Here is an 11,744-nt window from a genome sequence, read left to right as displayed (position 1 = left end):
TAAGAGGCTGTTTTGTAATTTTATTTTCACGCTCAAGGCGTATTCGAGTTATCTCATGACTCTTATTCATCCAGTTTTAGTTACAGGCTCGGCAAAGCCCTAATAAACTTACGGATTTGTATTGCTCATCTTTATTATATACCTAAACTAATTTTCCGTCATGAGTTAGCAGGCGAAGCCTGCTTGGAGTTTTAGTTTACTTTTAGTACAAGGCAGCGAGTCGTAGACAGTACTGAAGTACGGCAAGACGAGCTAACACAGTAATAAAAGATAAACTAAAAGAGTATTCCTCCAATCTGCATTTGAGTATAGCACAGCCTTCTTCTTTTCAAACCCAAAAGTCCTAAAATGTCGTCAAAACATCCTGAATGGTAAAAAACTTGAAAACATAGACCATAAATATTATCAGCAAAAAATTTTGATATAGCATTCTCTTATTTAGCTGAGTTATAAAAAAAACGTACCCCAATCGTTAAACCTTAAGGAAAACGTCTGGGGTACATCTTGCGTAACAGTTATACTAATTTGTTTCAAAGAAATCCTATCAACTAGGAATGATTATTGGAATTGACTGTTATAGAGAGCCGCATACTTGCCATCTTGGGCCATGAGTTGATCATGGTTTCCGACTTCTTTAATATCCCCTTGTTCCATGTAGAGAATCATATCTGCATCACGAATGGTGGAGAGGCGATGGGCAATGACAAAGCTCGTACGGCCTTTCATGAGCTGACTCATAGCTTCTTGGATTTTCAATTCGGTGTGGGTATCTACATTCGAAGTAGCTTCATCCAGAATCATGATTGCAGGGTCTGCAGCAATGGCCCTAGCGATCGTCAAAAGTTGGCGTTCTCCTTGAGAAACATTGACACCATTGTTTTCTAGTCTAAAATGGTAGGTCCCTGGGAGAGTTTTGATAAAGTCATGAACGTGTGCTAACCGTGCCGCATTCTTAGCCTCTTCTTCTGTCATGCCATCGCGACCATACATCAAGTTCTCCAGAATGGTTCCATCAAAGAGCCAAGTATCTTGTAGTACCATTGCAAAATTTTGCCGTAGTTGTTCACGAGTCATTTGCATAGTATCATGACCATCAATCAGAATGCGTCCACCTTTAATGTCGTAAAATCGTATCAGCAAGTTCACTAGGGTTGTTTTACCAGCACCCGTTGGTCCCACGATGGCCACTTTTTGCCCCGGTTGAACTTGGATGGAGACATCCTTCATGAGGAGTTTGTCCTCTGTGTATCCAAACTGAACATGTTCGAAAGTCACTTGCCCTTTGGCAGGACTTGGGAAGCTTGGATCTTCTGGGCTTGGATCCTCTGATTCCTCATTTAAAATTGCGAAGATCCGATCAATCGCTGCACTAGCTCCAGAGAAGACCCCTGTCATAGAGGCAATCGTTGAAAAGGGTTCCGCAAACCGTTGAGTATACTGCAACATGGTCTGGATATTTCCGACCGTAATGACACCATTAAGAGCAAAGAAAGCACCGATAGTTGCTGAGGCCACATAACCAAGATTGCTGACTACACGAATGATTGGTTGTACAGCACCCGTCGCAATCAGCGCCTTTTCAGCGGTTTCAGACAGCTCCTGGTTAATCTGAGCAAATTGAGCCTGGGATTGGTTCTGGTAGTTGAAGGCCTGGATTACCGTCTGACCATTGTAGGTTTCTTCGACAAATCCATTGAATTGAGCAATGAGTTCTTGTTGTTTTTCATAACTCTGCTGCCCCACGCGCATCGACCCCATAGATGCAAGAACGGACAGAATAACCATCAATACCGCAATCAAGGTCATCCAAACATTGATACTGAGCATCATAACCAAGATTCCGATAGCCGTCACAACCTGCGTCAAAACATCAATCAAATTTTGACCAATGGCACTATTAAGCCTGTCCATATCATTAGTCAGGGTGGACAAAATCTCTCCATTGGTTCGACTATCATAAAATTGGAGCGGTAGACTCTGAATTTTAGCATTGACATCGTCGCGTAAAGTCTTAATAATAGATGCCGAAACGCGAGACAGGAAGAATCCCTGAAGAAAAATGAAGATTTCCGCAACGACATAGGTAAGAACGAGGATCACAAGGAGCCTTCCTATGCGGTCCCAATTAAACTGATAATAATTGGCTACCCCATTGAAAAGCTCTGTCGTTACATTCCCCAAGAAGGTCGGCGCCAAAACAGTGAAACTAGTTCCTAGAATAGCAAACAGGGCAATGAAGACCAAGCTCCATCGATGAGCTCGCAAATAAGGGAATAACTTCTTAAAAGAATTATGCATGGTCAAGCGCCTCCTTTCCTAACTGCAATTCTGCAATTTCTCGGTAAAGTGGGGTCGATTCAAGTAATTCCTGATGGGTCCCGATTCCCACAATCTCCCCCTTATCGATGACAATAATCTGATCCGCAGACATAATGGAAGAAATTCGTTGAGCAACAATCATAATATTGGCATCAGCCAAATCCGTGCGAAAACGGTGGCGAATAGCCTGGTCAGTCTTCATATCAAGAGCAGATAAACTATCATCAAATAGATACAGAGGAGCCTTCTTCATCAAGGCACGGGCAATGGCCATCCTTTGCCGCTGACCACCGGATAGATTGCTTCCACCTTGGCTAATGGAAGCATGGAAGCCACCTTCTTTGCCTTGAATAAACTCAGTCGCAGAAGCAATGTCCGTCGCCACTTGCCAATCTTCCTCCTGCCCATTCTCATTTCCAAAGTTGAGGTTGCTCGCGATATCCCCCGTGAAGAGAACATTTTTCTGTGGGACATATCCAATCAAGTCACGCAAGTCTTGGAGTTTGTAGTCTTTAATATTGATACCGTTAATTTTAATTTCCCCGTATCGAACATCATAGAGTCGAGGAATCAGTTTCAGAATTGAAGATTTCCCTGAAGCGGTTCTTCCGATAAAGGCCGTGATTTGTCCGGGTTTGGTCGTGAAATTCAGATGATGCAAAACAGGCTCTGCCGCATCATCGTAGCCAAACGTCACATTTTTAAATTCTACGGTGACTGTCTCAGCCTTTTCCATAAGCTTGTCTCCATCTCGAATAGAGGACTCTGTTCCTAACACTTCCGCCACACGGCGAATACAAGTCAGGGTCGTTGGGAGCATGGAGACAATAAAAAGGCCGATGAGGATTCCGAAGAGGATAATGGCCACATACTCCGTATTGGCCACGATGCTACCGACGCTAATTTCGCGATTGGCTAACAGAAAACTTCCTACAATTAGGATACCGGCATTGGTCAGACCAAAAACAAGGTTAATGAAGGGATTGAGGATGTTCATAATCCGTCCATTGGTAATGGCGGTATCCTTGTAATCTTGGTTAATGACGTCAAATTTAGACGTTTCAAAATCTTGTTTGTTGAAGGCACGAATGACGCGAACTCCTTCCAACATCTCTAAAAATCGTCGGTTCAGTTGATCCAAAAGCTCCCGCAAACGAGTTGAATAGCGAATAGACAACCAACCCAAGATGGAGGTCACGATGATCATCAGGGGAACCGAAACAACCAAGACCAAACTCAGCTGCCCACCAGTAGAAATGGAGAGAATCAGACCTGCAGCTAAGAGGAAGGGCCCCATCAAACCGAATTGAAGGGCCACGGTCGTAAACTCCTGTATATTAACGATATCCGCTGTACTCCGAGTCACGAGTGAGGCGGTGCCGAACTTGTCAAATTCCTTGGCAGAAAGATTTGAAATCTTGGTGAAAACCGCCTGTCGCAGATCACGAGCTAAGCGGGCCGCAATTTTTGAGGAAAAGAGATTCGCTACCAACATTGCTAAGAAACTAACAAATAATGAAATGACCATGATCAAGGCATAAGTGATAACAGCCTGCTGGCTATTTCCTCGAACACCATCTTCCAGGATCATCGACAACATAGTCGGCAGAACCATCTCACCAGCTGTACCAATCGCCATAAAAAGTAACAATCCCAACATCATCTTCGTCGAGATTTTCACGTGCGAGAAGAGGGTTTGCATGAGTTTTTGACCTATCCTTTCTATCAATATACTCTTTTAGTTTATCTTTTATTACTGTGTTAGCTCGTCTTGCCGTACTTCAGTACTGTCTACAACTCGCTGCCTTGTACTAAAAGTAAACTAAAAGACTATAACTATTAATTTTATACACAAAAAACGATTTTATACATAAAAAGGGGGCTAGCCTAAGCTAACCTCTCTTTCATACTTCTTTAGCTTCCGCTTCATCTACATAGGCCGACAAGACCCCGTTCACAAAGCGGGCGGATTTTGGTTCTGAGAAGGACTTGGCCAACTCCACCGCCTCGTTAACCGCTACGATGGCTGGGGTTTCTTCAAAATAGAGCATTTCGAAGAGGCCCAGACGAAGGATGTTCTTCTCAATTAGGGTTAGGCGGTCAATAGTCCAGCCTTTTTTCAACTTAACCGAAATTTTCTGGTCTAAGTCTTCTTTGTGGGTTTGAACACCTTGAACAAGGTTAAGAAGAAAGACGGGAACTTCACGCTCTTCTTCAACTTCTTCCTTGTCATAGTTATAGGCAAAAGCGACAAGGCCCATGGAGTCCTCCTGAAATTCCAATCCCATGAGGGTCTGAAGGGCACGTTCTCGTAAGTCACGACGGGTTTCTTGTTGCGCTTTAGTCATTTAGAAAGTCCTCGTTGAAAAGGTCTTTCAAGTCTGGTTTTGGCGTCTTTTCTGGAACAATTCCAGCAACATGAAGGTTGACCGCTGCCAATTCCATCTCTACATAATTGCGAACAGCTGTTTTAACGGTTTTTTGGATTTCCATTGCCACGTTAGGAACAGAAACTCCGTATTCCAAATATAGATAGATATCCACAACTTTTTCATCTGCCTGCATGTCTTCAATATAAACACCACGGCTTGAACTATTCTTCATCAAGCTATCAGACATATTCTTATTAGCAAAGGAATGAACCCCATCCACTTTAGCCGTCGCAATCGCGATGATTTTCTCTAAGACCCGAGGGGCAATAATAATGTCACCTGATTGTTGCGTCATAGCTGGTCCTTTCTAGGCACGGGATACGTAAGTACCTTCTTGAGTGTTGATAATCAATTTTTGACCAATTTCAATAAAGTCTGGTACGTTTACCACTAAACCAGTTTCAAGAGTTGCGGGTTTACCAGAACCTGTAACCGTTGCACCTTTAATAGATGGCTGCGTATCTGTAACCGTCAATTCAACTGTAGTTGGAACAGTCACTCCAATCACCTCAGTTCCATAGAATTGGATCTTCACTTCGGAGTTTTCCAAAATGAAACGAAGCTCTTCTTGAACTGCTACAGTTGGAATTTCATATTGTTCGAAGCTCTCTGTATCCATGAAGTAAGCTGTATCATCCATTTGGTATAGATAAGTCGCAGTGCGGCTTTCGATGATCGCTTGTTCAAATTTTTCATCAGGACGGTAAGTCGTATCGAAGGTTGAACCATTCCGCACATCACGCAATTTCATACGCATTACGGTATTTCCCTTACCTGGCTTGTGGTGGCTGGCTTCCAATACGCGAAGCAATTTTCCATCTGACGCTACGAAAGTCATCCCAGCTCTTAGTTTACTTGCATCAATCATGCTTGAATACCTCTTCAAATATAAATTTTTCTCTTCATTCTATCACAATTCAAGGCAAACCTCAAATGATGATTAGCTCCTTAGGTGCCTTGGTTAAAACCTGGCAGCCCCCTTCTTTAATCCATAGGTCATCTTCAATCCGCAGACCATATTTGCCATCCAAGTAGATACCTGGCTCGTCGGTCACGACCATACCAGATTGAAGCCGGTCCTCTGACCCAGCCCTGAAGAAGGGTACTTCATGGACTTCCAGCCCCATCCCATGGCCAATTGAATGGCTAAAGGCTGGACCATAGCCAGCTTGGTCGATTAAAGACCGAGCTGCCTGGTCAAAATCAGTTAGAAGCATCCCCGCTTGTGCCTGATCAATAACCGCCTGATTGGCGTCTAAAACCAATTGATGCAAGGCTGCCTGCTCATCATTCACATGATCCAAGTAAATGGTCCGAGTCATGTCCGACACATACTGATTGAAAACACAACCAAAGTCCAAGGTCAACGTATCCCCTGCTTCCAGCTTCCGTTGACCTGGATGGGCATGAGGCATGGCTGAATTTGGGCCAGAAGCCACAATAGAATCAAAGGACAAGCCCCTTGCCCCCAATTCCCGCATGCGGAAGTCTAGGAAGTTGGCAATTTCCAGCTCCGTTTTCCCTAGCTTGATAAAGTCCAGAGCATCTATAAAGGCCTGGTCTGAAATCTTACAAGCTTCCTGGATCACCGCAATTTCAGACTCGTCTTTGATAATCCGTAAGCTTTCTACCAGATTTGCCTCCGCCACAAGCTTCTGCTCTGACAAACGACCAGCTAACTCCTGGTAGTAATGATAAGGAACCGTTGGTTCAAACCCAACCCGCTTCAAGCCCCGATCCTCGGCAAGCTTCTCCACCTCTGCCAGTTCTAAGCGCGTCTCCACAAAGCGAATACTTGGATGGAGCACATCCTTAGCCGCAAGGGTATAGCGAGAATCTGTGAAAAAGGTAACCGCATCTGGTTCTACAAAGACAGTGGCATTGGAACCTGAAAAACCGGTTAGGTAATAAACATTGGTCAGGTTGTTGACCAAGAAGCCGTCCAAGTCACGCGCCACGAGTTCTGCTTGCAATTTTTCCAATCGTTTCATAAACCTAAGCCTCCTCTAATTTTGTCCGTAAGTAACGACCTGTATGACTGGCTGGGTTGGCCGCTACTTCTTCTGGTGTCCCAACGGCGATGATTTGACCGCCTCCGACACCACCTTCCGGTCCCAAGTCGATGATGTGATCAGCCGTTTTAATCACATCCAAGTTATGTTCAATGACCAAGACCGTATTTCCTTCTTCCACAAAACGCTCCAAAACCTTCAAGAGTCGAGCAATATCTTCGGTATGCAAACCCGTTGTTGGTTCGTCCAAGATATAGAAAGACTTCCCATTCGAGCGCTTGTGCAATTCAGATGCCAACTTCATCCGCTGTGCTTCTCCTCCAGAGAGCGTAGTTGCCGGCTGTCCAAGGGTCACATAGCCCAAACCCACATCCTTAATGGTCTGGAGTTTGCGTTGGATTTTCGGAATATGTTGGAAAAAATCAACAGCATCATTGACCGTCATATCTAGAATTTCGGCAATATTCTTCTCTTTGTAATGAACCTCTAGGGTTTCGCTATTATAACGAGTTCCATGACAGACCTCACAGGGAACATAGACGTCTGGCAGGAAGTGCATCTCAATCTTGATAATTCCATCGCCCGAGCAAGCCTCACAACGACCTCCCTTAACGTTAAAACTAAAGCGACCTTTCTTATAACCTCGAATTTTAGCCTCATTGGTCTGGGCAAAGAGATCACGGATATCGTCAAAGACACCTGTATAGGTCGCTGGATTGGAACGAGGGGTCCGCCCGATTGGACTCTGGTCAATGTCGATCAACCGCTCGACATGGTCAATACCAGTAATGGTTTTAAAGCGCCCTGGTTTCTCCGAGTTGCGATTGAGTTCCTGGGCCATGGCTTTCTTGAGAATCGCGTTGACCAAGGTAGATTTACCGGAACCTGAAACACCTGTGACCGCCACAAACTTTCCGAGTGGGAAAGAAGCTGAGACGTCTTTTAGGTTGTTCTCACTGGCTCCTGTAATCTCAATAAATTGTCCATTTCCAGTACGGCGTTCTGTCGGAACTGGGATGGACCGTTTTCCAGACAGGTATTGCCCCGTCAAGGAGTTTTTATCCTTGGCCACTTGGTCAGGCGTACCCGATGCTACAACTTGGCCACCAAAGACACCCGCGCCTGGACCGATATCAATCAACCAATCCGCAGCTCGCATGGTGTCCTCATCATGCTCCACCACAATCAAGGTATTTCCCAAGTCACGCATCTTCTTGAGACTTTCAATCAAGCGGTCATTATCCCGCTGGTGTAAACCGATGGATGGCTCATCTAAGATATAGAGAACCCCACTTAAGTTAGAACCAATCTGTGTCGCCAAGCGAATCCGTTGGCTTTCACCACCAGACAAAGTCCCTGCAGTTCGAGAAAGGGTCAGGTAGTTCAGACCAACATTGTTGAGGAAGGACAAGCGATCATGAATTTCTTTAATAATCGGTTTCGCAATGGTGGCCTCTGTCTCTGTCAAGGCTAGGCTATCAACATAGGCTAGATGGTCCGCGACAGACAAGTCTGATACCTGGCCAATATTAAGACCTTCTTCACCGCCCACACGAACAGAAAGGGCGGGTGGGTTTAGACGATAGCCCTTACAGGTTCCACAGGTCAGCTCATTCATATAGGTCCGCATAACATTCCGGGTGTAATCACTGCTGGTTTCCCGGTAGCGGCGGCTAATGTTATTGGCCACACCCTCAAAGGGAATATCAATATCACGCACACCACCAAACTCATTTTCATAATGGAAGTGGAATTCCCGTCCACCAGAACCAAAGAAAATCAAATCCTTGTCCTCTTGGGACAGATCATCAAACGGAGTATCCATATCAACCCCAAAGTCATTCATGGCCTGTTCCAACATCTGCGGATAGTAATTGGAGGAAATCGGATTCCAAGGAGCAAGCGCTCCCTCGCGCAGACTCTTACTTCCATCTGGCACCACCAAGTCCAAATCAACTTCCAATTTCATCCCCAAACCATCACAAACCGAGCAAGATCCAAAAGGAGCATTGAAGGAGAAGAGCCGCGGCTCTAATTCAGGAACCGTAAAACCACAAACCGCACAGGCATAGTGCTCGGAGAAGAGCAACTCCTTGCCATCCATGGTATCAATCATCAGGTAACCTTCGGAAAGACGCAAAGCAGCTTCGACAGAATCAAACAATCGGGACCGGATTCCATCACGAAGGACAATCCGGTCAACCACAATTTCGATATCATGTTTCTTACTCTTAGAAAGTTCAGGAACCTCAGTAACATCATAGATTTCGCCATCTACACGAACCCGGACATAGCCATCTTTTTGAATCTTGGCCAGAAGATTCTTATGTTGCCCCTTCTTCTTACGAAGAACAGGCGACAAGACCTGAAGCCGTTGACCTTCAGGTAATTCTAAGACTTGGTCCACAATCTGCTCCACAGAGGAGGCCTCAATGGCTCCGTGGCCATTGATACAGTATGGTGTCCCAACACGAGCGAAAAGCAAGCGAAGGTAGTCATTAATTTCGGTAATGGTCCCTACAGTCGAACGGGGGTTCTTACTGGTTGTCTTCTGGTCAATGGAAATTGCGGGACTAAGACCATCAATGGAATCGACATCCGGTTTATCCATATTGCCCAAGAACTGACGGGCATAAGCAGATAAAGATTCGACATAACGACGTTGTCCTTCCGCATAAAGGGTATCGAAGGCTAGGCTAGACTTCCCTGAACCAGATAAACCGGTAACAACGACCAGCTTGTCACGGGGGATAGTCACATCGATATTTTTTAAATTATGGGCGCGTGCGCCATGAATAACAATTTTATCCTGCATACAATCCTCTCTTTTTCTATTCCTCCATTATACCAAAAATGCCTTAAAAACAGGGGTTAAAATCAAGTCTGAGCACTGGTTCTTGGGGAGAAAAAGCTTGATTTTGAGCCTATTTAAGATATAATGGAAAGGAATGAAAAAAGAAGGAGGGGACCATGAGACAGGTATTTTTATCCACAACTACTCAATTCAAGGAAATCGACCACATGGAGTCGGGCTCTTGGATAAACCTGATCAACCCCAGCCAAAGCGAGACCATTGAAGTGGCCAATGAGTTCGACATTGACATTGCAGACCTCCGGGCTCCCCTTGACTTGGAGGAGATGTCGCGGGTGACTATTGAAGATGACTACACCCTGATTATCGTCGACGTCCCCATTACTGAAGAGCGGAACAACAAGATTTATTACGTAACCATCCCCTTGGGGATCATTCTAACCGATGAGGTGATTATCACCACTTGTAAAGAAAACTTACCGCTTTTGGATGTTTTTGTTCAGCGGCGCTTGCGGAACTTTTATACCTTTATGCGCTCCCGCTTCGTTTTCCAAATCCTCTACCGCAATGCGGAACTTTACTTGACCGCCTTGCGTTCGATTGACCGCAAATCCGATCAAATTGAAACCGTCCTTTTGGAAGCACCCCGTAACGAGGAACTGATTGAGCTCATGGAATTGGAAAAAACCATCGTCTACTTTAAAGCTTCCTTGAAGACCAATGAGCGCGTGGTTCGCAAATTAACCTCTTCCTCTTCTTCCATCAAAAAATACCTAGAAGATGAAGATTTATTGGAAGATACACTCATTGAGACCCAACAGGCCATCGAGATGGCGGATATCTACGGAAACATTTTACGGAGCATGACGGACACCTTCGCCTCCATCATTTCCAACAACCAGAACAATATTATGAAAACCCTGGCCTTGGTCACCATTGTCATGTCCATTCCAACCATGATTTTCTCGGCTTATGGAATGAACTTTAAGAACAATGACATGCCGCTAAACGGGGAGCCTCACGCCTTTTGGATTATTATTGCCATTGCCTTTGCCATGAGTCTTTCCATGACGCTTTATTTGATTCATAAAAAATTGTTCTAAGAGAAAGGAATTTTATGTCGTTTGAAAATCTAACCAAAAAGAATCAGCAGTATATCCGGACCGTGCAAAAGCTCTTGGAACAGGCGGGAAAATCCCCTGAAGAAATCGAAGCAATGCTAGAGACTATTTTGCCAGATATTGTAGAGAAACAAGAACGAGGCTTCACCGCACGTGCCCTCTACGGAACACCAACCCAATGGGTTCGTAGTCAACTGGAAGGACCAAATCCCCAAGCAGAAGAACAAGCTGAAACCAATGACAATCCTTGGCTTATGTGGCTGGAATCCACCCTCTTCCTGCTCGCTTTTGTCGGAATTGGGATTGGGCTCATCAACCAATTCGTACCTGAAAGTACCAGCTACGGTCTTCTCACCCTCATCAGTATGACTACCGGTGGTGGTGCCGTTTTCTATGCCCTCTACCACTTCATCTATCGCTACTACGAACCACAATATGAAGGGGAACGTCCAAATGTCCGTCGAGGTTTCCTTTTTGTCGGACTCATCCTCCTCGCCTGGATTGGTCTCATTACCCTTTCAGAGAGCGTCTTAGCCGGTATCAACCCACCACTTCCAAGCATGGTTCTTGTCCTCATCGGAGCTGCGGCTTTCGCCCTCCGTTGGTGGCTGGTCCGTACCTACAACATCAAAAATGCTCGCATCAACCCCCGCCGTCGAGCATTCTAACAAAAAATCCTTGGTTTTGATACGTACCGTGTCAAGTAGACAGTTGAAATAAATAAAATGTTTGATACCAGACTGCCTTAAATTTAGGTGGTCTGGTTTTTCTTATTGGCAATATTTTTCCAAAAATCAATGTATTTTTTAGCTTGCTTAATTGGATACTGGGTTACTTGTTGGGGATTCGCCTTTGCCTCAGCTCTTACTTGTGCAGGTGTCTTTCCTTCAAATCTTTCCTGTGGATCATGATGATGGTAGCAATCAATTGTTTTTTCATACGCTTCCTTCATCTCTTCGAAAGTAGCTACATTGGGATACAGCACCTCTCGCATTTCCTTTATTTGTCCTTGCCAACCTTCTAATGGGCCATTATCGATACACCGACC

General features: G+C 44.9%; 9 protein-coding genes and 1 pseudogene. 2 read left to right on the top strand and 8 right to left on the bottom strand.

The window, feature by feature from the left end:
* Nucleotides 1-558: 558 nt before the first annotated feature.
* From I1A59_RS08200 to uvrA, 7 genes are all read right to left on the bottom strand, one after another.
* On the bottom strand, nt 559-2,298 hold the full coding sequence (locus I1A59_RS08200; protein ID WP_196092292.1) for an ABC transporter ATP-binding protein: 1,740 nt from the start codon (nt 2,296-2,298) through the stop codon (nt 559-561).
* Nucleotides 2,291-4,048, bottom strand: coding sequence for an ABC transporter ATP-binding protein (locus tag I1A59_RS08195; RefSeq protein WP_247644676.1), 1,758 nt, complete (start codon nt 4,046-4,048; stop codon nt 2,291-2,293). Before I1A59_RS08195 ends, I1A59_RS08200 begins: the two co-directional genes overlap by 8 nt.
* Nucleotides 4,049-4,223: 175 nt before the next feature.
* Complete coding sequence (gene nusB, locus I1A59_RS08190) at nt 4,224-4,667, bottom strand: transcription antitermination factor NusB (protein ID WP_196092291.1); 444 nt, start codon at nt 4,665-4,667, stop codon at nt 4,224-4,226.
* Nucleotides 4,660-5,046: an Asp23/Gls24 family envelope stress response protein gene (locus tag I1A59_RS08185; RefSeq protein ID WP_196092290.1), complete on the bottom strand. Its 387-nt coding sequence runs from the start codon at nt 5,044-5,046 to the stop codon at nt 4,660-4,662. Before I1A59_RS08185 ends, nusB begins: the two co-directional genes overlap by 8 nt.
* Before the next feature lie 12 nt (nt 5,047-5,058).
* A complete protein-coding gene (gene efp / locus I1A59_RS08180; protein WP_196092289.1) occupies nt 5,059-5,619 on the bottom strand; it encodes an elongation factor P in 561 nt (186 codons plus the stop codon).
* 61 nt (nt 5,620-5,680) lie between these two features.
* Nucleotides 5,681-6,742 carry a Xaa-Pro peptidase family protein gene (locus I1A59_RS08175; protein ID WP_196092288.1) on the bottom strand — a complete coding sequence of 354 codons (1,062 nt, stop codon included), beginning with the start codon at nt 6,740-6,742 and terminating at the stop codon, nt 5,681-5,683.
* Between the two features lie 4 nt (nt 6,743-6,746).
* Complete coding sequence (uvrA, locus tag I1A59_RS08170; protein WP_196092287.1) at nt 6,747-9,578, bottom strand: excinuclease ABC subunit UvrA; 2,832 nt, start codon at nt 9,576-9,578, stop codon at nt 6,747-6,749.
* 155 nt (nt 9,579-9,733) lie between these two features.
* Between uvrA and I1A59_RS08165 the strand changes: the two genes are divergently transcribed.
* Together I1A59_RS08165 and I1A59_RS08160 are read left to right on the top strand one after the other, a co-directional pair.
* Nucleotides 9,734-10,678: a magnesium transporter CorA family protein gene (locus I1A59_RS08165; RefSeq protein ID WP_196092286.1), complete on the top strand. Its 945-nt coding sequence runs from the start codon at nt 9,734-9,736 to the stop codon at nt 10,676-10,678.
* Between the two features lie 14 nt (nt 10,679-10,692).
* A complete protein-coding gene (locus I1A59_RS08160; protein WP_196092285.1) occupies nt 10,693-11,364 on the top strand; it encodes a DUF1129 domain-containing protein in 672 nt (223 codons plus the stop codon).
* Nucleotides 11,365-11,447: 83 nt separating this feature from the next.
* Here the strand turns inward: I1A59_RS08160 and I1A59_RS08155 are convergent.
* A pseudogene (locus tag I1A59_RS08155) lies at nt 11,448-11,744 on the bottom strand (IS3 family transposase); the annotation flags it as partial.

Origin of the sequence: Streptococcus sp. NLN76 (genome assembly GCF_015686645.1) — a bacterium.
In the GTDB taxonomy this organism is placed as follows: Bacteria; Bacillota; Bacilli; order Lactobacillales; family Streptococcaceae; genus Streptococcus.
The sequence above is the reverse complement of the archived record's forward strand: the minus strand, read 5'-3'. Positions and strand labels throughout refer to the sequence as shown.